We start from the raw sequence: 21,159 nt of genomic DNA on the forward strand, positions 1-21,159 counted from the left end.
CTGCTACGAGGGCTTTGCCCAGCGCTGGCATGCGGATATGCGGTGAGCGAAAGGCGGCAGGAGGAATAAGCCATGAAGGGAGTACTCCAGCCAGCGGCGCTATCGGTCGCCGAGCTGATCGACTGCCTGCGTCCCACGAACGAGGCGCCCTATTCGGTTGAGCACTATGCCGAGATCTTTGGCCTCAGCCCTGCCGTGTTTGCCGACCAGATCATTGCCTATCGTCGCAGCCACCTATCGCACTGTCTTGCGCTCCGTGGATGAGCGTTATGACGTTCGCGGCTATGACGGTGGCGGCCTACCTGGCGCACCGCGCCACCCTGCCTGAGGCGCAGCGGGCATACTTCGAGCAGCATGCACCAGCGGAGGTGGATGGCCTGCCTGGAAAAGTTCACGGCCAAGTTGCTGTTTGGCTGCAAGGGGCGCTTTTCGCCGCAAGAGTACCGTTACTAATGAGCGACTGATCTCGAGTTCGGAGTCGCATGCGAGAACCGCACGTCAAAATACCTACGATGACATCACGTGACGAGGACATGGGCCATAGTTGACCTCAGTACCTGGCGAGCGGTTGGCGTCGCCGCGCCGCTGGCGAATCAGCGACAGATCGGAGTCGTTGAAGGTGTAGTAACGGACCAGGTCATCCTGGCTTTCCGGCAGCGCGAGCAGGCTATCCCGCCCCGTGGCTGAGAGGATCAAGCGACGCGGCATGTATCAATCGTCCGTGCGGAGGTACTGATAGAGGGTTTCCCGGCTGATGTTGAATTCACGGGCGAGTTGCGCCTTGGACTGGCCGGCCCTCACCCGCTGCCGCAGGGTAACAGCTTGCTCGTCGGACAGGGCTTTCTTGCGGCCCCGATACGCGCCGCGTTGCTTCGTCAGGACAATACCTTCGCGCTGCCGATCACGGATCAGGGTGCGCTCGAATTCAGCAAAGGCCCCCATCATCGACAGCATTAGGTTGGTCATCGGCGAGTCCTCACCAGCGAATACTAGGCCCTCCTTCAGGAGTTCATGAGGAGATCGGCAGCTTCGTGAATATTTTTCGATCTCAGTTTTATATTTTCAGGCCGCCCAAGCTGAGTATATTTCAAGGTATCTACCATGCTTCCCCAAAACTTGCACCGCTCTACAGTCTCCTTTTCCTCAGCGACTGATCTTTTACAAATCTCCGCAACAACCTGTTCATACCAGTCAGCAGACATAGAGTTAATAGCATTATTTGCAATCAGTTGAATGCCGGGGCGATCTATTATATTAATTATTTTTGCCTCATTAATTAAATTTTCGATTAGCTCTGTGCAAAAAGTCATTCGCAGCATTCCGCTCATGAGCCCTCGCCAAGGCATGTAGCTTACATTTTTTACCACCATTGGAAGCAGCATTGACATGCGGAATAGAAGTCGAGCAATGAAGGAGGCGGATTGAACAGCGTTCACAGGTAGAAGCGTTCCAAGCACTGTCATAGCTCCTAGTGCAAGCATACCGCTAGCGGTTGCTCCGTGTCCGCCATCTACTGGAATAGTATCGCAAGCACTGAGCAATACAATAGGAGGCATATTGATCTGGCTCTGTAACTCCCAAACATTTAATTCCTCGCCCCCAACTATAATTGAGCCCATAGCAGAATCTGTTTTTAGTGAGCCGTGACCATCAAAAATCATCAGCGCCCCTTTGAAGCTATTAATTATAGCAACAAATTCTTCAGATGACTCAATATCAACAATCCTGTATTTTGGATATTCCTCATGCATGTTGGTCCAATGCTGAAGAGTGGTTTCAAGAGTGTATTTGATTTTGTCGCTTTCCGAGAAAGATCGAACAATCAATATCTCATCAAAGTCAGAGAGAGCTATTGTCTTATGTCGACTTCTAAGGGTTTGGAGTAAGTTTATATTGCCTGGAGTTGCTGGTATCCGGCTGACGTCACATCTTAACATCAATGGCAACCCCCTCAGCGGAAGCCATTCAAGTGGTAAATCAGTTACTATAGACACCCCGGAAAACTCGGGAAGCTTTTCTTTAAAAAAAGACAAAAATCGCTTGTCAACCAACAAGAGCATTCGCTCCTTAAGTGTCATTCCGAGCTTGTTTAATTTAAAATTGGCATGACAGCCATTCCCTCTGGCGCAATTGGCTAGATTGATTAAATCGCCTTTGATCTTATTTATTTTAGGCTCAATTCGGATGATCGGAAATAAATCAGACAAGCCCAATATGCCCAAGGAGATATTGAACAACTCAAGCTCTTGCCGATGTAGCGAAATAAAAGTTTTCCCCACAGAATCTGAGGTTATGGCAGCTATCGCTTCTGATTGATAGCCAACCAATCTTCTAATGTAATTCTCAGACTTTACAGCTGAGTTAACATAGATTCTGAGGGCGGCGACAAGTTCTTTTTTTAGAGAGCCATCAGGGAATAGCTTATCTAAATCTACCTTGTAGATTCTCCATAGAATCGGCTCTACACTGATACATAAACGGTTTTCAGTAGAAGCGTTATCTGTCAGGCTCGATCTGCTCCCCCATAGCGCTCGACTACTACGTAGTATCGCCGGGATGTAGTTTTCATTGCCGCTGGGCATGAGTCTCCCCTCGCGGACAATGTCCAAGCATAAACTTTCGGCTATCAATTCATTTGCATATGTCAGCCCATGACGATAGCCAGGGAAAGCTAATCGCTTCCAAGACTTTTTCTTGGGCCCTAGCACTTCACTTACTGCCTCAAAAAACTCTTGCGGCACTCTACCGTCTTCTAGAAGAGCAAGAGCTCTTGCTATGGCATAGTTACCTATTTTTCTTGGACTAAAATCCCTTTCTTCCTTGCTCGCTGATTTTGCGGTAGATATGTGCAAGAACCCATTCCCGTACTCGCTCGAGAGGAAGTCTTTGACGGGGAGATACATTCGCTCGTCGGATAGCACTATTTTTAATACTGGAGTTGACTTTGCGTGCGTGTACATTGACTCGATATTAACTGGTATGCACACAAAGCTAGTTATGCCAGAAGCTCTAGCAGTTGCCACGCTTTTCCTACTGGCCTTGATCTCTCTTACATCAAATGGAAGTTTTGCTGCAAAATCTAACAGCCATCTGGATTTTACAACTTCAGGCCAATACGCTAGAAAGAAAGTTTCCGTATTGTACTCACGAAAGTGCGGGATAAAATAACTGATAGCGAATCTTATATCTCGAAAATGTTCTTCTTCAAAAATCCGCTCCGCTAAATCAGATTCACTTACATATGATTTTCTTGTCATTTGAAAATCCTTTTCAATTACTCACTAGCCACCGAAAAGCTTCTTGCGTTGTGCGGTTCGTTCCCTGCGTAGGTTTTCGTAGGCGGTTCGCCGCTTGGCCGCTTCGTTGATTAGCTCCAAGATCAGAGTGATGTCGCTGTGCAATTCCTCGCGCGTGGGCAGTGGCAGTTGGCGTTCACCCGGGGTGTCATGGGCCTCAGTGGCTTCACAAGCCCGAGCATAAACCGCCAGCATCTTCTCCCACTCATCTGCAGGGTGGCCGATGACGGCGCCAAAGGCCTCGACGCTCACCACGTCGCTGAACGGTTGAACCGTATTGTTCAGGAAAACTTCCCGGATGGCGCGCTCGACGGTACCTCTGAGGCTTGAGTAGCCCGCAGCGATTTGCCGCTCAAGTTCATCATCCGGGTAGCTGTCTTCCGGAGCGCTCAACGCTTTCGCACGATCACGCAGATCAGCCAGGCGGGCTTTGGTGTCCATCGTGGCCCATGTTAGCCCTTCGCTTACCAGTCCTGGCGACTCATCCCAACCAATGGTCTTGTAACTGGCCGGGCGATCAGCGCGCTGAAGTGCCATGGCCAGTTCGGTCAGGAATACCGCGTCATGTGTGAACACCAACACCTGGCGGGTCTCGGCTAGCGCAACCAAACGCCGAGCGATGGCCCGACGATAAACATGGTCTAGAGAGGTTGAGGGGTCGTCAAAAATGACCGTCGAGGTATGTGGCAGAGATTCGAGTTCGGCGATGAACATGGCCATCCCCAAAGCACGCTGTTCCCCCTCGGAAAGCACTTTAGAAGCCTTCGCCGTGATTTCCTGCAGGCGTAGGGTAACCTTGGTCACCCCCAGCTCCGTGCGTCCGGTCAGGTCGGGTTGCACTCGGCGTTTATAGCCCAAGGCTTTCAATTCGGCATTCATGGCGGCGGCCAATGCCTCGGTTACATACGTCGCGGCCAGAGCCGTCAGCTTGCGTGATACCGTTCCAGGATTTAGGGCTGCATGACAGCGGCTTAACACAGCATGAGTCTGCTTGTCCTGAATGAAGCGCTCCACCGCGCCGAGCTGGCCGGAAAGGCGCTGACGCGCATCCAGGTCTGCCAGTTCTTGGCTCAGCGCTAAACGCACAGCAGGATCGGTGGAGGTCCGGAGGGTACTGGCGTCAGCGCGCAGCGAAGCAGCCTTGCTGGCGAACTCACTGTCTAGGTTCGCTTCCGGTGAAAGTGGCTCTGATTCAGGAGACCAGTCTCCCGCTTCCAATGTTTGACTGACCCAAGTGTGCCGGACGGCCCAAACCGAGGCCGCTGTAGTAATGGTGGCGTGTAGATCGGGGAGCCGCTCCGCCACTTCAGCCAGCGTGGGCGCATCCAGGATGCTGAGGTCAACGGCCTTCACTTTCCCCAGAGCGGTCATACGGGCATCGTTGGCTGTTTGTGCATCTGCTGTCGCAGTATCCGAGATAAAAGCTGCAAAACGCCGCATGCGTTCCGCTGCATCGACTGAGTAGGGTTGCTGGCAGAGCACGCAGCGTGCGTCGAGTTCCAGGTGCGGGAATAAATGTCCGGAATATGCTGCCCGCTGAGAGAAGGCTTCAGCGGCCCGGTACATCGTTTGCCAAAGCACATCGCCGGTGCCCTCTAACAGAGTGGCGGTGTGTGAAGCCAATGTTGGTGGTTCCGTGGTGTCCTGTGTCCCCCGCCCCTGGAGGCGCGCTTGTGCTAGTTGCATGGCGAGGTGTGCAGCTTTTTCCGCGGTGATGAGTTCCTTTGCCCTCGCAATGGCCCGGTCACCCACCCATCGTTGTGCCGCCTCGGCACGGCGTTGCGCTTGGTCCAGGCGGGTCGCCAGGCGCTCCAAGGCCAGCGCTTGGGGAGTAGGATCGGTTTCCAGCAGTGTCCGCTTCAGAAACTCAAGCCTTCGGAGTTCCTCGTCAGTGAGCGTTCCCAATCGAACCAGTACTGCGCGATCCGAGTCTGCCCCCAGGCTGGCGATGTAACGGCCGACTTCGGTATTACCCTTCAGCGGCTCGAACTGCTGGGAATCCAGAACCAACGCATTGCGCTCAGCTCCAATCCGGGTCTGCAAGTCGCGCTGCAGCAGGACCAGGCGCGTCAGGTGGATCAGTCCGTATGGCTGAAATGCCGGGGTGCCTTCCGCATCGATATAGTCGTTGGCACAGGCTACGTCGTATACCGATACCGCGCTCAAATGTGGATGGGCTGGCCCGCTCTGAACCCAACGCGCAGTTTCCGGCGTGCCATCCACCAGGATGGAGAATTCAGCAGATGGAGGCCGAGGTGGAGTTGCGGCCCCAAAGGCGTTGGGCAGCACCTCCACTCGATGTCGGGCTTTGCAGGCGTTCTTGAAGACGCGGGCATAGCCGGATTTGCCGGCCCCGTTGTGACCAAAAAAGATGGTCATGCCCTCCGGCACGAGGTCAAATGCTCGACCAGAAGGGAAACCGTTGACCTGATCCAGCCCGGAGACACCGGTCAGTCGCACGGTGGCGCCACTGCAGGCCCCCGGAACGTCATCCAATGTGAATGGTTTGGTGGCCCCTGTGGTCGCATTTTCCCGTTCTTGCTCGCGAACCATTTGCAGGATGGTTTCGATGTCATCTTGGGCGAGTTCGGGCCGCGTAAAAATCCGGCGCAGTGCCTCTTGTTGCCAGGGCCTAAGTCCACCAGTCCACGCGATGATCTCGTCCAGCAATGACATAGCAGTCTCCTTTGCCTGGGCACCCGATTAAAGGACGAGGCTGCACAAATGGCAAGTAGCCATCTGGGGTAGATCGAGGCCATCAGCTGACCGCTACGCACAAGAAATACCGCATGCTTCTGCCTCGGTATCCGTCCCGAACTGGTTGTTGCCAGGCGCCATAGCATCGCCCCCCGGAATCAGATCGATCAGTTATCCCTGTGCCTTCACTCCTGTCACCTGTCGATGTGAGCGAGCAAATGCGTCGAAGTGCCCACAGAGGATTCCAATGCTGGCCTCGCCGCGAGGCTACCGAAGGAGATCGCCGGGTCGGTGTAGCGCATCGCTGATTTAATGTCCTTCCAGCCCACGTAGGTCATCAGCGCTTTGAGATCCCAGCCATTGGCCGTGGCCCAGGTGGCGAAGCCGCGGCTCAGCGAATGACTGGTGTACAGCTCAGCCGGGACACCGGCGCGCAACAATATCTGGCGTAGCAGGCTGATCAGGCTGCCGGGGTGCAGCGCCTTGTTGTTCAGGTGCCCCCAGCGATCCAGGCGGCGAAACACGGCCCCGCGCGCCATGCCGGCGAACTTCGAGGTTCTTGGCATCCATCTGGTGACTCCTTTCCTGCGGCAGTCTGAGTCTAGCGTTCAGTCTCGTACGCAGCCTGTCTGCGATGTGCCGGGAGTGGCTTTATACACATAGGCCACGCCCGCTTAGATTTTTCGGTGTGTGGCGGACGCTTGCGTTTGGCGGGCATCATCAAAAAAAGGCCGGTGTGCATAGCAGCACTCCGGCCCTTTCGACTGCTCCTCTTCACCGCCATCCTTAACGGCTCCAAGGTTCTTGCTTGTTACACTCCGCACTCATTTGGTGCGTTTATTCCACTTTGAAGTGAATAAATTCCAATTCTTAGTGAAAAATGACGACTACTTCCGTCAGTCCCAGCTCAGCGCGCCGCCGGTCTGGTACTCGATCACGCGGGTCTCGAAGAAGTTCTTTTCCTTCTTCAGGTCCATGATTTCGCTCATCCACGGGAACGGGTTGGTCGTGCCCGGGTATTCTTCCTTCAGGCCGATCTGGGTCAGGCGGCGGTTGGCGATGAATTTGAGGTAGTCCTCCATCATCGCTGCGTTCATACCCAGGACGCCGCGCGGCATGGTGTCGCGGGCGTATTCGATTTCCAGCTGGGTGCCCTGCAGGATCATCTGCGTGGCTTCGTCCTTCATCTGGGCATCCCACAGGTGCGGGTTTTCGATCTTGATCTGGTTGATCACGTCGATGCCGAAGTTCAGGTGCATGGATTCGTCGCGCAGGATGTACTGGAACTGCTCGGCGGTGCCGGTCATCTTGTTGCGGCGGCCCATGGAGAGGATCTGGGTGAAGCCGCAGTAGAAGAAGATGCCTTCGAGCACGCAGTAGTAGGCGATCAGGTTGCGCAGGAACTGGCGGTCGGTTTCCGGGGTGCCGGTCTGGAACTGCGGGTCGGAGATCGAGCGGGTGTACTTCAGGCCCCAGGACGCCTTTTTCGCGACGCTCGGGATCTCGTGGTACATGTTGAAGATTTCGCCTTCGTCCATGCCCAGCGACTCGATGCAGTACTGGTAGGCGTGGGTGTGGATGGCTTCCTCGAAGGCCTGGCGCAGGATGTACTGGCGGCATTCGGGGTTGGTGATCAGGCGGTACACGGCCAGCACCAGGTTGTTCGCCACCAGGGAGTCGGCGGTGGAGAAGAAGCCGAGGTTGCGCATGACGATGCGGCGCTCGTCCTCGGACAGGCCGTCCTTGCTCTTCCACAGGGCAATGTCGGCGTTCATGTTCACTTCCTGCGGCATCCAGTGGTTGGCGCAACCATCCAGATACTTCTGCCAGGCCCAGTCGTACTTGAAGGGTACGAGCTGGTTGAGGTCGGCGCGGGCGTTGATCATCTGCTTGTCGCCGACCTGCACGCGGGCGGAGGCGCCTTCGAGGTCGTCCAGGCCTTCCTGGATGTCGAGGGCGTCGAGGGCCTGCTTGGCGCGGGCGACCGCGTCGGAGTCGCTGGCGGAGACGGCGCGGGCTTCTTCCACGGAGCCGGCGGCTTCGTCGTCCAGCTTGTCGGCGGCCTGGGCGGCGGCTTTGGCCACGGCCGGGGCGGCCTTGGCTTCGGTGGGGTCTTCTTTGTCGAATTCGTCCCAGCTCAGCATTGGTTCCTCTCCTGGTCTGGTTGCGTGATGGGGGGCACGCTAAAGCTTGCTTGGCTTCCCTTCTCTGGGTTCCCGCGTCCGCGGGAATGACGAGGGGAAGCTGTTATGTCTGGGGGAGGAGGGGACAAGAGCCCCTCTCCCTAGCCCTCTCCCTGAAGAGAGAGGGGATATCCGTGCTGCGTGGAAACGCGGCCCTCGGGCGAGGGCCGCTGCTTCCTTACTGGCAGGCTTCGCAGTCCGGGTTATCGATGCTGCAGGCTTGCGGCACCGGAGCCGGTTTCGGCTCGGCCGGGGCGGCTTGCAGGCCCTCGTCGATCACCGAGCTCACGGCGTTCAGCTTGCCGGTGTTGATGGTGGACTTCTCGGTGCTGGTGGCGGCCAGGGCGCGGAGGTAGTAGGTGGTTTTCAGGCCACGGTACCAGGCCATGCGGTAGGTCACGTCCAGCTTCTTGCCCGAGGCGCCGGCGATGTAGAGGTTCAGCGACTGGGCCTGGTCGATCCACTTCTGGCGGCGGCTGGCGGCGTCGACGATCCACTTGGTCTCCACTTCGAAGGCGGTGGCGTACAGGTCTTTCAGATCTTGCGGGATGCGCTCGATCTGCTGCACGGAGCCGTCATAGTACTTCAGGTCGTTGACCATGACCGGGTCCCACAGGCCGCGGGCTTTGAGGTCGCGCACCAGGTAGGGGTTGATCACGGTGAACTCGCCGGAGAGGTTCGACTTCACGTAGAGGTTCTGGTAGGTCGGCTCGATGGACTGCGACACGCCGGTGATGTTGGCGATGGTCGCGGTCGGCGCGATGGCCATGATGTTCGAGTTGCGGATGCCTTTCTGTACGCGCTCGCGCACCGGGGCCCAGTCCAGGCTCTCGCTCTGGTCGACTTCGATGTACTTGGCGCCGCGGGCTTCGATCAGCAGCTTCTGCGAGTCGATCGGCAGGATGCCTTGCGACCACAGCGAGCCGGCGAAGGTCTCGTAGGCGCCGCGCTCCTCGGCCAGGTCGCAGGAGGCCTGGATGGCGAAGTAGCTGATGGCTTCCATGGACTTGTCGGCGAAGTCGATGGCGGCGTCGGAGCCGTAGGCGATGTGCTGCAGGTACAGGGCGTCCTGGAAGCCCATGATGCCCAGGCCCACCGGACGGTGCTTGAGGTTGGAGTTCTCCGCCTGGGGCACCGAGTAGTAGTTGATGTCGATGACGTTGTCGAGCATGCGGACCGCGGTCTTCACGGTGCGGCCGAGCTTCTCGACGTCCAGCTTGCCGTCGACGATGTGGTTGACCAGGTTCACCGAGCCCAGGTTGCAGACGGCGATCTCGTCCTTGTTGGTGTTCAGGGTGATCTCGGTGCACAGGTTCGAGCTGTGCACCACGCCCACGTGCTGCTGCGGGCTGCGCAGGTTGCACGGGTCCTTGAAGGTCAGCCACGGGTGGCCGGTCTCGAACAGCATGGAGAGCATCTTGCGCCACAGGTCCTTGGCCTGGACGACCTTGTGCAGCTTGAGCTTGCCGTACTGGGTCAGGGCTTCGTAGTACTCGTAGCGCTCTTCGAAGGCCTTGCCGTAGAGGTCGTGCAGGTCGGGGACGTCGGCCGGGGAGAACAGCGTCCAGGTGCCGTCTTCGAACACGCGCTTCATGAACAGGTCGGGAATCCAGTTCGCGGTGTTCATGTCGTGGGTGCGGCGGCGGTCGTCACCGGTGTTCTTGCGCAGCTCCAGGAACTCTTCGATGTCCAGGTGCCAGGTTTCCAGGTAGGCGCACACGGCGCCCTTGCGCTTGCCGCCCTGGTTCACGGCCACGGCGGTGTCGTTGACCACTTTCAGGAACGGGACCACGCCCTGGGACTTGCCGTTGGTGCCCTTGATGTAGGAGCCCAGCGCGCGCACCGGGGTCCAGTCGTTGCCCAGGCCGCCGGCGAATTTCGACAGCATGGCGTTGTCGTGGATGGCGCTGTAGATGCCCGACAGGTCGTCCGGCACGGTGGTCAGGTAGCAGCTGGACAGCTGCGGACGCAGGGTGCCGGCGTTGAACAGGGTGGGGGTCGACGACATGTAGTCGAAGGACGACAGCAGGTTGTAGAACTCGATCGCGCGTTCTTCCTTCTGCGGCTCTTCGATGGCCAGGCCCATGGCCACGCGCATGAAGAATACCTGCGGCAGTTCGAAGCGGATGCCGTCCTTGTGGATGAAGTAGCGGTCGTACAGGGTCTGCAGGCCCAGGTAGGTGAACTGCTGGTCGCGCTCGTGGTTCAGCGCGGCGCCCAGTTTGGCCAGGTCGTAGCCCTTGAGCTTGGAATCGAGCAGTTCGAACTCGACGCCTTTCTCGATGTAGGCCGGCAGGGCGCGGGCGTACAGCTCGGCCATTTCGTGATGGGTGGCGCTCTCGACCACGCCGAGGAAGCCCAGGGCTTCGGCGCGCAGGGTGTCCATCAGCAGGCGGGCGGTGACGTAGGAGTAGTTCGGCTCGCGCTCCACCAGGGTGCGGGCGGTCATCACCAGGGCGGTGTTGACGTCCTTCTCGGCCACGCCGTCGTAGAGGTTCTTCAGGGTTTCGCGTTCGATCAGCCCGCCGTCGACTTCGGCCAGGCCTTCGCAGGCCTCGCGGATGATGGTCTGTAGGCGGCCCATGTCCAGCGGCTGGGTGCTGCCGTCGGCCTTGGTGATGCGGATGCTCGGGTGCGGCTGGGCGACTTCGCCGGCGGCGCTGGCGGTCTTGCGCTCGTTGGCGCGGGCTTCGCGGTAGATCACGTAGTCGCGGGCGACTTTCTGCTCGCCGGCGCGCATCAGGGCCAGTTCGACCTGGTCCTGGATTTCTTCGATGTGGATGGTGCCACCGGAGGGCATGCGGCGCTTGAAGGTCGCGGTGACCTGCTCGGTCAGGCGCGCGACGGTTTCGTGGATGCGCGACGAGGCGGCAGCGGTGCCGCCTTCCACGGCGAGGAACGCCTTGGTGATGGCTACGGTGATCTTGTCATCGGTGTAGGGAACTACGGTGCCGTTGCGCTTGATCACGCGCAGCTGGCCGGGCGCGGTGGCGGCCAGATCCTGGGCGGATTCGGCTGCCTGCGGCGCTGCGGCCTGCGGGTTCTCGCGAGTGGTGTCGGTCTGCATGGGGGGTTGTCTCCACATTCTCTTAGTGGGTTCTGTCACTGGCGCCGGGGGCGCCGCTCCGGAAAAACAGCAATAAAGAGCGTGTGCGTCCGGCGGGGCCGGCCGCATGAAAACTTGCGTAACAGGGGAAGGGGACTCAAGCGCCTCCCTGGCCCAAGTCGGGTGTCCGGCTTTACGGGCCGGAACCACAATACCTAGTGGTGTTGACCGATCGGTTGCAACACCCGTACCGCATGGCCATCGACATCGATCACTCCTTTGCGGCCTACGCCGCGTCGGACTTTCGTACGCCTGGATGCAGCTGCTGGGGGAACCGGAGGAGCCGTGGAAAAGGCTCGCGACCTCGTGCTTCTTCTTGTGTCCGGTTCCAGGTTGCGGACCCAACATGTAGGGGTTATCCGCAACGGGGATACAAGATAATGCGCTATGGGAGGCTTTGCAAGGCGGGAGGCTGGGGGAAACCTGTGGATAAATTGTGGGTGGCGTGTGCGTGATCGCGTAGGGATCGCGCCAGGCCGCACCGCTGCTGATTTTCACCGTTCGTCATGAGCGACTGACAGATTCAGGAGTTGGCCTGAGGCTGTCAGGGTGTGAACCCTACCACAATATCTTGTGGTCCTGCCCCATCGCGTTCCGCCCGTGCCATGGCGCGGCTTCCTGGCTACAATGCGGCACGTCCCGCCTGCCTCGCGGCGGTGCGCGGCGGACCCGTTCAGGTGCATTGGGAGGCGGTGTGGAGCAAGAGGCGCGAATCCTCATTGTCGAGGACGACCAGCGGTTGGCCGAGCTGACCCAGGACTATCTGGAAAGCAACGGCCTGAAGGTGGGCGTCGAGGCCGACGGCGCCCGCGCGGTGGACCGCGTGCTGGCGGAACGGCCGGACCTGGTGGTGCTGGACCTGATGCTGCCCGGCGAGGACGGCCTGTCGATCTGCCGGCGCCTGCGCCCGGACTACGACGGCCCGATCCTGATGCTCACCGCGCGCACCGACGACATGGACCAGATCCAGGGCCTGGAGATGGGCGCCGACGACTACGTGTGCAAGCCAGTGCGCCCGCGCCTGCTGCTGGCGCGCATCCGCGCCCTGCTGCGGCGCAGCGAGGGGCCGGACGAGGCGCCCGCGGCGGGCAGCAAGCGCCTGACCTTCGGCAAGCTGGTGATCGACAACGCCATGCGCGAGGCCTGGCTGGACGGCCAGACCATCGAGCTGACCAGCGCCGAGTTCGACCTGCTGTGGCTGCTGGCGGCCAACACCGGGCGCATCCTTTCCCGCGAGGAAATCTTCAATTCCCTGCGCGGCATCGAATACGACGGCCAGGACCGCTCCATCGACGTGCGCATCTCGCGCATCCGCCCGAAGATCGGCGACGACCCCATGCACCCGCGGCTGATCAAGACGGTGCGCAGCAAGGGGTACCTGTTCGTTGGCGAGCAGTAGGGGGCTTGCGCTGATTCGCTGCCTGGCTTCGGGGTCGTGCGTTGCTGCGGCTGTTCATTGGGTTCCCGCGTGCGCGGGAATGACGGGGGTGGGTTCGGTGTTTCCCGCACCCTGCGCAGCAACCCCCCGGCATCCAGACTCCCCGGCGTCATTCCCGCGCACGCGGGAACCCAGCGACTTCACCCCGGCCCATGAACCCGGCACAGGGCTTCGCCGATGAAATCCATCTTCCTGCGCATCTACGGCGGCATGCTGCTGACCCTGGTGCTGGTCGCCGTCCTCGGCGTGCTGACACTGCACCTGGTCAACGAGGTGCGCGGCGACCGCTACCGCGAGGAGCTGGCGCGCGGCACCTTCCGCCTGATGGCCGACGAGATGGCAGGCATGGAGGAGGTGGACCGCAAGCGCGCGCTGCTGCAGTGGAGCCGCCTGATGGGCATCCCGCTGAGCCTGCAGAAGCTCGACGCCCTGGGCATGGACGGCCGTGACCGCGCGCGGCTGATGAACGACCAGGTGCTGGTGGAGGCCGACGGGCCGCACCAGGTGCGCATCCATACCCAGGTCAGCCTGCAGGAGGGCCTGGTGCTCACCGGCGAGGTGGAGCAGGTCAGCGAGCAACTGGCGCGGGCCACCATCTATATGCTGATGGACGAGCTGCGCCGCTTCCCCGCCAGCGAGCAGCCCTACCACCTGGCGCGCATCGTGCGCGACAAGCGCTTCGGCTTCGACGTGCACCTGCTGCGCCTGAAGGAGATCGACCTGGACGACGACCAGAGCCGCCGGGTGGAGGAGGGCGACACCGTGCTGGCGCTGGGCAAGAACGGCGACTCCATCCGCGTGGTGGCCGGCATCGTCGACACGCCCTGGGTGCTGGAGCTGGGGCCGATCTACCAGATGAACCCCTATCCGCCGCAACTGCTGTTGCTGATCGCCGCCGTCGGCCTGTCGCTGATCGGCCTCACCCTGTACCTGCTGATCAGCCGCCTGGAGCAGCGCCTGCGCGGCCTGGAGTCGGCCGCCTCGCGCATCGCCCGCGGCAGCCTGGACACCCGGGTGGAGGAACGCGGCAGCGACTCGGTGGGGCGCCTGGCCGGCACCTTCAACCACATGGCCGAGCAGATCCAGCGCCTGATCAGCGTGCAGCGCGAGCTGGTCCGCGCGGTGTCCCACGAGCTGCGCACGCCGGTGGCGCGGCTGCGCTTCGGCCTGGAGATGATCGAGTCCGCCGAGGACGACAAGACCCGGCGCAAGTACCTGGAGGGCATGGACGGCGACATCCAGGACCTCGACCAGCTGGTGGACGAGATGCTCACCTACGCGCGCCTGGAGCAGGGCTCGCCGGCGCTGACCTACCAGAGCGTGGAGCTGGGCGAGTTGGTGCGCCAGGTGGCGGCGGAGATCGCCCCGCTGCGCGGCGAGGTGCAGGTGACCTGCGAGGCCGGCGCGCTGGTGCCCTTCGACCAGGGCAGCTGGATCGAGGCCGAGCCGCGCTACCTGCACCGCGCCCTGCAGAACCTGCTGAGCAACGCCATCCGCTACGCCGAGACGCGGGTGCGGGTGAGCTACCGGGTCAGCCTGGACCGCTGCCAGGTGGACGTCGAGGACGACGGCCCGGGCGTGCCGGAGGACCGCTGGGAGCGCCTGTTCACACCGTTCTTCCGCGTCGACGACAGCCGCACGCGGGTCACCGGCGGGCACGGCCTGGGGCTGTCCATCGTGCGGCGGATCATCCGCTGGCACGGCGGCCGGGTGTCCATCGCCCGCAGCCAGGCCCTGGGCGGCGCCTGCTTCACCCTGGCCTGGCCGCGGCGCCAGGCGCCCAAGGAATAGCCCGCGGCGGGCTAGGGTAGACGTTCTGCGGGTTTATATTATATATTTTTATATATTGTAATTTCATAGAGCGTTCCCATGCCCGCCACCCCAGCCATCGATCTGCAACGCCTGCGCCGCTCCGCCGACCAGGCCGGGCGCCTGCTCAAGGCCCTGGGCAACCCCGACCGCCTGTTGCTGCTGTGCATGCTGTCCCAGGAGGAGCTGCACGTCGGCGCCCTGGAGGAGCGGGTGGGCGTCGGCCAGCCGACGCTGTCCCAGCAACTGGGCGTGCTGCGCCGCGAAGGTCTGGTGGCGACGCGCAAGGAGGGCAAGCAGGTGTACTACCGCATCAGCAGCCCGCAGGCGCTGGCGGTGATCCAGACTCTCTACCAATTGTTCTGCGCAGAGGATGCCGAATGAACATCGACTGGACTGCCTTCACCCCCTGGAGCGCCCTGGCCGGCGGCGCGCTGATCGGCCTTTCCGCCGGCCTGTTCGCCCTGCTCAACGGCCGCGTGGCTGGCATCAGCGGGTTGCTCGGCGGCCTGCTGGCCAGGGGCGGCGTCGGCGGCGAGCGCCTGGCGTTCCTCCTCGGGCTGCTGCTGGCGCCGCTGCTGTGGCTGGCCTTCGGTCCGCTGCCGGCGCTGCACTTCGACAGCGCCTGGCCAGCGCTGCTGCTGGCCGGGCTGCTGGTGGGGCTGGGCAGCCGCTATGGCGCCGGCTGCACCAGCGGCCATGGCGTGTGCGGCCTGGCGCGGCTGTCGCCGCGGTCGCTGCTGGCCACGCTGTGCTTCATGGCCAGCGGCTTCGCCACCGTCTTCTGCATCCGCCACCTGCTGGGAGCCTGAGCATGGCCCGCCTGAGCGCTTTCCTCTGCGGCCTGCTGTTCGGCCTGGGCCTGCTGCTGGCCGGCATGGCCGACCCGGCCAAGGTGCTGGCCTTCCTCGACCTGGCCGGGGCCTGGGACCCGTCCCTGGCGCTGGTGATGGTCGGCGCCATCCTCACCGCCTTGCCGTTCTTCGGCCTGGCCCGCGGCAAGGCGCACGGCCTGCTCGGCGGCGCCATGCAGCTGCCGACGCGCCGCGACCTGGACCGCCGCCTGGTGCTGGGCAGCCTGGTGTTCGGCGTCGGCTGGGGCATCGCCGGCATCTGCCCGGGGCCGGCGCTGGTCGGCCTGGGCGCCGGCCACTGGCAGGCGGCGCTGTTCGTGCTGGGGATGCTGGCCGGCATGGCGGTGTTCGAATGGCAGCAGCGGCGCAAGGGCGCGGGGGCATGAAGCCGTGCCTTAGACGCAGCGCCGCCCGCCGCCTACGCTACCCGGAGATTCCCCTGCGAACCGAGGCCCCATGTCCGACCTGAACGACCCCCGCGTCTTCTTCGCCGCCGAGCGCACCCTGCTGGCCTGGAACCGTACCGCCCTGGCGCTGATCGCCTTCGGCTTCGTGGTGGAGCGCACCGGCCTGCTGCTGCGCCTGATGCACGCCGGCCTGGAGACCGCGGCGGCGCTGCGCATGTCGTTCTGGGTGGGGCTGGGCTTCATCCTGCTCGGCTGCGTGGCCGCCTGCAGCTCGGCGCTGCAGTACCGCAACGTGGTGCGCGGGCTGAAGCCGGTGGAGATTCCCGAGGGCTACCGGGTCAACGCCGGGCCCTGGCTCAACCTGACGGTGGCCGGCCTGGGCCTGCTGCTGACGCTGTACCTGGCGTTGTAGCCTTGCGGAAAAATTGACCTTTAGGTCAATAAATGCAGAATGCTGGCGTGCCCATCGGCACCGACGCCCGTGGCCAAGCCCATGGCGTTGCCCTTAATGGGTATTGCTGCGGCGCGGGTATCGTTATGTAATTTTTGATATAACGATTCTCCGGCAGTGGGCCCCGGACAGACCGGGGCCCTCCAGCGTCGCGCCGTGGCATCCGTCAGGAAGGAACACCGAGAATCACATGGGAAGCCTTGATCACCGCCGTGGCCTTGACGCCGGCCGCCAGCCCCAGCTCGGCGACGGCGTCGCGGGTGACCACCGCCACCACTTCGCTGCCACCGCCAAGGTCCAGCACCACCTCGGCGTTCACCGCGCCGTCGGCCACCGACTTCACCGTGCCGGCCAGGCAGTTGCGCGCCGACAGGCGAATGCCCTCGGCATCGGTCATCAGCATCACCCAGGGCGCCTTGACCAGCGCCACCACGTCCTTGCCCTGGGCCAGGCCCAGGCTCTTCACGCTTTCCTCGGTGACGATGGCCACCAGGTCGTTGCCGCCGGGCAGTTGCACCACCACCTCGGCATTCACCGCGCCGTTGCGCAGTTGCTTGACCGTGCCGCGGAACACATTGCGCGCGCTGACTTTCATGTCTTTCTCTCCTTGGTTTCAGTGAGGTCAGGAAGGTATAGCAGAGCCGGCGGGCCCTTCGAAGCAGAACAACAGCCAACCACTGGAGCACATCGATGAAACAGACATTCGCCCGCCTTTCCCTGGCCCTGGCGGCCTGCCTGGCCACCCACGCGGCGCTGGCCGACGAGGTGCAGGTCGCGGTCGCGGCCAACTTCACCGCGCCCATCCAGGCCATCGCCAAGGACTTCGAGAAGGACACCGGGCACAAGCTGGTGGCCTCCTTCGGCGCCACCGGGCAGTTCTACGCGCAGATCAAGAACGGCGCGCCCTTCGAGGTGTTCCTCGCCGCCGACGACAGCACCCCGGCCAAGCTGGAGCAGGAGAAGGCGGTGGTCCCCGGCTCGCGCTTCACCTACGCCATCGGCAAGCTGGCGCTGTGGTCGCCGAAGGACGGCTACGTCGATGCCAAGGGCGAGGTCCTGAAGAAAGGCGGCTTCCAGCACCTGTCCATCGCCAACCCGAAGACCGCGCCCTACGGCCTGGCCGCCACCCAGGTGCTGGACAAGCTCGGCCTGAAGGACAAGCTGACCGGCAAGATCGTCGAGGGCCAGAATATCGGCCAGGCCTACCAGTTCGTGTCCAGCGGCAATGCCGAACTGGGCTTCGTGGCGTTGTCGCAGATCTACAAGGATGGCAAGGTGACGGCCGGTTCGGCCTGGATCGTCCCGGCCGACCTCTATGAGCCGATCCGCCAGGACGCGGTCATCCTCGAAAAAGGCAAGGACAACGCCGCGGCCAAGGCCCTGGTGGACTACCTGAAGGGGCCGAAGGCGGCAGCGGTGATCAAGGCCTACGGCTACGAGCTGTAAACAGGGAAAACGATGCACCTGACCGCGGCGGACCTCACGGCGATCCGGCTCACCCTCGAGCTGGCCACCGTCAGCACCCTGATCCTGTTGCTGCTGGGCACCCCCATCGCCTGGTGGCTGGCGCGCACCCGTTCGTGGCTCAAGGGCCCGCTGGGTGCGCTGGTGGCCCTGCCACTGGTGCTGCCGCCGACGGTCATCGGCTTCTACCTGCTGGTCACGCTGGGCCCCAACGGCCCGGTGGGCCAGCTCACCGACGCCCTCGGCTGGCAGCGCCTGCCGTTCAGCTTCGCCGGGCTGGTGGTGGGCTCGGTGATCTACTCGCTGCCCTTCGTGGTGCAGCCGCTGCAGAACGCCTTCGAGGCCATCGGCACGCGCCCGCTGGAGGCCGCGGCGACCTTGCGCGCCGGGCCCCTGGACACCTTCTTCAGCGTGGTCCTGCCGCTGGCGCGGCCGGGCTTCGTCACCGCCGCCATCCTCGGCTTCGCCCATACCGTGGGCGAGTTCGGCGTGGTGCTGATGATCGGCGGCAACATCCCCGGCCAGACCCGCGTGGTCTCGGTGCAGATCTTCGACCACGTCGAGGCCATGGAGTACGCCCAGGCGCACTGGCTGGCCGGCGGCATGGTGGTGTTCTCCTTCTTCGTGCTGCTGGCGCTGTACTCCACGCGCCGCAGCCACTCGGCCTGGAACTGAGATGCCGGCAGACATCCAAGCGCGCTTCCTGCTCGAATACCGCAGCTTCACCCTGGACGTCGACCTGCGCCTGCCGGGCCGCGGAGTGACCGCGCTGTTCGGCCACTCCGGCTCCGGCAAGACCACCGTGCTGCGCTGCGTGGCCGGCCTGGAAAGGCCGCGCGAGGCGCGCCTGGTGGTCAATGGCGAAACCTGGCAGGACAGCGCCCAGGGCCTGTTCCTGGCGCCGCACAAGCGCGCCATCGGCTATGTATTCCAGGATGCCAACCTGTTCGAGCACCTGTCGGTGAAACGCAACCTGCGCTATGGCATGAAGCGCGTGCCGGCGCGCGAGCACCGCGTGGCCATGGACCAGGCCTGCGAGCTGCTGGGCATCGGCCACCTGCTCGAACGCATGCCGCGCCACCTGTCCGGCGGCGAGCGCCAGCGGGTGGGCATCGCCCGCGCCCTGCTGACCAGCCCGCGGCTGCTGCTGATGGACGAACCGCTGGCAGCCCTGGACCTCAAGCGCAAGGCGGAAATCCTGCCCTACCTGGAACGCCTGCACGACGAGCTGGACATCCCCATCCTCTACGTCAGCCACTCGCCGGATGAAGTGGCGCGCCTGGCCGACCACCTGGTGCTGCTGGAAGCCGGCCGCGCGCTGGCCAGCGGCGCGGTGGGCGAGACCCTGGCGCGCACCGACCTGCCCACCTCGCTGCTGGAAGACGCCGGCGTGGTGATCGACGGCCAGGTACTGGGCCACGACGCCGAATACGGCCTGCTCGACCTCGGCCTGCCCAACTGCGGCGAACGCATCCGCCTGGCCCATGGCCCGCTGCCGGTGGGCAAGGCGCTACGCATCAAGGTGCAGGCCCGCGACGTCAGCCTGACTCTGCAGCGCCCGCAGCAGAGCAGCATCCTCAACCTGCTGCCGGCCACGGTGACCGAGCTGGCTCCCACGGATACGCCGGCGCATCTGCTGGTGCGGCTGGATGTGGGGGGGAATCCGTTGTTGGCGCGGATTACCCGGTATTCCTGCGAGCAACTGGGGTTGCGGGTGGGGGAGGGGGTGTGGGCGCAGGTGAAGTCGGTGGCGGTGTTGGCCTGAGGGCGGATGGCTTTATGGCTTTTCGTAGGAGCGAGCTTGCTCGCGAACAAATACGGTGCCATGCGGTTCGCGAGCAAGCTCGCTCCTACGAAGAGCATCCTGGCGCGGCCCGGTGGCTTTCGTGCCTTGGGTTGGCTCCGTTCCCTCTCCCTGAAGGGAGAGGGAGCTTGTCCGTGCCGGCGGACAGCAATGGTTTCAACCTGAACCGTCATCTCCGGCTGACGCCGAAACATCCACTCACTCCGAACGGTCCCCTCTCCCTTCAGGGAGAGGGTTAGGGAGAGGGGCTCTTGGCTCTTGACTCCAACAACCCCCACTCCAGACCTAGAACAACGGCAATGTATAACTCACGATCAACCGGTTCTCATCCTGATCCCGCTGCGTCGCCGTGCCCGAGCCGCTGACCGGCAGGCCGCTGCGCATGGTGGCATTCTTCCAGGCCAGGCCCAGGCCCTTGAAGGTGCCCTCGGGGACCACGTAGCCCACCGCGATGTCGCGTTCCCATTCGCCCTGGTCGCCGCGGCCGGTCTTGATATCGTCGGCGTTGAGGTAGAGCACGCTGAAGGTCAGGCCCGGCACGCCGAGCTTGGCGAAGTCGTAGGCGTAGCGGCCGATCCAGGTGCGCTCGCCGGCGTGGTTGAACTTCAGCAACTGGGCGTCGGTGTGCAGGTAGGTGCTGGTGCCTTCGCCGTCGCCGCGGTTCAGGTAGGGGAAGTCGCTGTCGCCGGTGAGCACCTGGTAGCCGGCGCCGATGCTGTGGCCGGCGAGGCTGTAGGTGAGCAGGCCGCTGTAGACGTTGTTGTCCACCTCGCCCTTGGTCACGCCGCTGCCGTAGTAGCCGCTGCTGACGTAGCCGTCGGCGCGGCCGGAGGCGCTGCCGTTCTTGCCGTCGGAATCGCTGATGAACACCCGCAGGTCGGTCTTCAGGGTGCCCGGGCCGACTGCCCAGTTGTGCGTCAGGCCGAGGAAGTGCTGCTGGTAGAAGTCGGTCAGTTGGCCGTAGTAGTACTGCAGCGTCAGGTCCTTGGTGGCCTTGTAGTCGCCGCCGGCGAAGTAGAACTTGTTGCTGTCGCGGGAGCTGGCGCTGCTGCCGTTGGCGCCGGCGATGGACATGCTGCGCCAGTCGGTGGAGTTGCGGCCCTTGGTGTGGGTCAGCTGGCCGCCGATCAGCGTCAGGTCCTTGAACTCGTTGGAGGTGACCTGGCCGCCCTCGTAGGTCATCGGCAGCAGGCGCGCGTCGTTGTAGACCACCACCGGCAGCTTGGGCTGCAGGGTGCCGTAGCGGAACTCGGTCTTCGACACTTTCGCCTTGGCGGTCAGGCCCAGGCTGCTGAACTCGTCCACCGCGCTGCCGTCGCTCTCCAGCGGGAAGATGGTGCCGGGCTGGCGGTCGATGCCGCTCTTGCCGGACTTGCCGCCGCCGTCCAGGCGCAGGCCGAGCAGGCCCAGGGCGTCGACGCCGAAGCCGACGGTGCCTTCGGTGAAGCCGGAGGCGTAGTTGAGCATGAAGCCCTGGCCCCATTCTTCCTGCTTGCTGGGCGAGGCGGGGCCGTTGCGGTTGTCGGTGTTGATGTAGAAGTTGCGCAGGCCGAGGCTGGCCTTGCTGTCTTCGATGAACCCGCCGGCGCTGGCCTGCTGGGCGAGGACGCCCGCGGCGATCGCCAGGGCGAGGGTGGATCGCTTCATTGT

17 protein-coding genes and 2 pseudogenes are annotated in these 21,159 nt (G+C 62.7%); 10 read left to right on the plus strand and 9 right to left on the minus strand.

Annotated features, from left to right (window positions below):
* The first annotated feature begins 72 nt into the window (after window positions 1–72).
* A complete protein-coding gene (locus M8R19_RS26245; protein WP_153562516.1) occupies window positions 73–264 on the plus strand; it encodes a hypothetical protein in 192 nt (63 codons plus the stop codon).
* A 300-nt stretch (window positions 265–564) separates the two neighbouring features.
* Here M8R19_RS26245 and M8R19_RS26250 read toward each other — a convergent pair.
* The 7 genes and pseudogenes from M8R19_RS26250 to M8R19_RS26280 all read right to left on the minus strand — a co-directional run.
* Window positions 565–708 (minus strand): annotated as a pseudogene (locus M8R19_RS26250) (DUF4158 domain-containing protein); the annotation flags it as partial.
* Between the two features lie 3 nt (window positions 709–711).
* Window positions 712–1,011 (minus strand): annotated as a pseudogene (locus M8R19_RS26255) (helix-turn-helix domain-containing protein); the annotation flags it as partial.
* Complete coding sequence (locus tag M8R19_RS26260; RefSeq protein ID WP_145923928.1) at window positions 1,002–3,257, minus strand: hypothetical protein; 2,256 nt, start codon at window positions 3,255–3,257, stop codon at window positions 1,002–1,004. The pseudogene M8R19_RS26255 and the gene M8R19_RS26260, both read right to left, overlap by 10 nt.
* Window positions 3,258–3,281: 24 nt before the next feature.
* A complete protein-coding gene (locus tag M8R19_RS26265; protein WP_042929796.1) occupies window positions 3,282–5,972 on the minus strand; it encodes an AAA family ATPase in 2,691 nt (896 codons plus the stop codon).
* Window positions 5,973–6,187: 215 nt separating this feature from the next.
* On the minus strand, window positions 6,188–6,559 hold the full coding sequence (locus M8R19_RS26270; RefSeq protein ID WP_042929798.1) for a tyrosine-type recombinase/integrase: 372 nt from the start codon (window positions 6,557–6,559) through the stop codon (window positions 6,188–6,190).
* Window positions 6,560–6,889: 330 nt separating this feature from the next.
* Window positions 6,890–8,137, minus strand: coding sequence for a ribonucleotide-diphosphate reductase subunit beta (locus M8R19_RS26275; protein WP_074979739.1), 1,248 nt, complete (start codon window positions 8,135–8,137; stop codon window positions 6,890–6,892).
* Window positions 8,138–8,354: 217 nt separating this feature from the next.
* Window positions 8,355–11,243, minus strand: coding sequence for a ribonucleoside-diphosphate reductase subunit alpha (locus M8R19_RS26280; RefSeq protein WP_249919317.1), 2,889 nt, complete (start codon window positions 11,241–11,243; stop codon window positions 8,355–8,357).
* A 733-nt stretch (window positions 11,244–11,976) separates the two neighbouring features.
* Between M8R19_RS26280 and M8R19_RS26285 the strand changes: the two genes are divergently transcribed.
* The 6 genes from M8R19_RS26285 to M8R19_RS26310 all read left to right on the plus strand — a co-directional run bounded on the left by M8R19_RS26285 (window position 11,977) and on the right by M8R19_RS26310 (window position 16,202).
* Window positions 11,977–12,681, plus strand: a complete 705-nt coding sequence (locus M8R19_RS26285; RefSeq protein WP_074979735.1) for a response regulator — start codon at window positions 11,977–11,979, stop codon at window positions 12,679–12,681.
* 216 nt (window positions 12,682–12,897) lie between these two features.
* The gene (locus M8R19_RS26290) at window positions 12,898–14,511 is read left to right on the plus strand and encodes an ATP-binding protein (RefSeq protein WP_249919318.1); all 1,614 of its coding nucleotides are present in this window, start codon (window positions 12,898–12,900) and stop codon (window positions 14,509–14,511) included.
* Between the two features lie 78 nt (window positions 14,512–14,589).
* Window positions 14,590–14,913 (plus strand): ArsR/SmtB family transcription factor, encoded by a 324-nt coding sequence (locus tag M8R19_RS26295; protein WP_058490369.1) that lies wholly within the window; start codon window positions 14,590–14,592, stop codon window positions 14,911–14,913.
* A complete protein-coding gene (locus M8R19_RS26300; RefSeq protein WP_058071240.1) occupies window positions 14,910–15,341 on the plus strand; it encodes a YeeE/YedE family protein in 432 nt (143 codons plus the stop codon). Before M8R19_RS26295 ends, M8R19_RS26300 begins: the two co-directional genes overlap by 4 nt.
* A 2-nt stretch (window positions 15,342–15,343) precedes the next feature.
* Window positions 15,344–15,769 (plus strand): DUF6691 family protein, encoded by a 426-nt coding sequence (locus M8R19_RS26305; RefSeq protein ID WP_116424767.1) that lies wholly within the window; start codon window positions 15,344–15,346, stop codon window positions 15,767–15,769.
* A 70-nt stretch (window positions 15,770–15,839) separates the two neighbouring features.
* Entirely contained in the window at window positions 15,840–16,202 is a 363-nt protein-coding gene (locus M8R19_RS26310; RefSeq protein ID WP_009621770.1) for a YidH family protein, read from the plus strand.
* A 205-nt stretch (window positions 16,203–16,407) separates the two neighbouring features.
* Here M8R19_RS26310 and M8R19_RS26315 read toward each other — a convergent pair whose 3' ends face one another.
* Window positions 16,408–16,836 carry a TOBE domain-containing protein gene (locus M8R19_RS26315; RefSeq protein ID WP_043270708.1) on the minus strand — a complete coding sequence of 143 codons (429 nt, stop codon included), beginning with the start codon at window positions 16,834–16,836 and terminating at the stop codon, window positions 16,408–16,410.
* Window positions 16,837–16,931: 95 nt separating this feature from the next.
* On the opposite strand from M8R19_RS26315, the gene modA reads away from it, so the two are divergent.
* From modA to modC, 3 genes are read left to right on the plus strand one after another with little or no spacing between them, the layout of a single operon-like run.
* Window positions 16,932–17,687, plus strand: a complete 756-nt coding sequence (gene modA, locus M8R19_RS26320) for a molybdate ABC transporter substrate-binding protein (protein WP_116424765.1) — start codon at window positions 16,932–16,934, stop codon at window positions 17,685–17,687.
* A gap of 12 nt (window positions 17,688–17,699) precedes the next feature.
* Window positions 17,700–18,380, plus strand: coding sequence for a molybdate ABC transporter permease subunit (gene modB / locus M8R19_RS26325; RefSeq protein ID WP_043270704.1), 681 nt, complete (start codon window positions 17,700–17,702; stop codon window positions 18,378–18,380).
* Window position 18,381: 1 nt separating this feature from the next.
* Window positions 18,382–19,470: a molybdenum ABC transporter ATP-binding protein gene (gene modC, locus M8R19_RS26330; RefSeq protein ID WP_249919319.1), complete on the plus strand. Its 1,089-nt coding sequence runs from the start codon at window positions 18,382–18,384 to the stop codon at window positions 19,468–19,470.
* 324 nt (window positions 19,471–19,794) lie between these two features.
* Here the strand turns inward: modC and M8R19_RS26335 are convergent, their stop codons facing one another.
* Window positions 19,795–21,156, minus strand: a complete 1,362-nt coding sequence (locus M8R19_RS26335) for an OprD family porin (protein WP_502942989.1) — start codon at window positions 21,154–21,156, stop codon at window positions 19,795–19,797.
* Between the last annotated feature and the right edge of the window lie 3 nt (window positions 21,157–21,159).

This window comes from Pseudomonas sp. R3.Fl, from assembly GCF_023516765.1.
GTDB classification, from domain to species: Bacteria; Pseudomonadota; Gammaproteobacteria; order Pseudomonadales; family Pseudomonadaceae; genus Pseudomonas; species Pseudomonas citronellolis.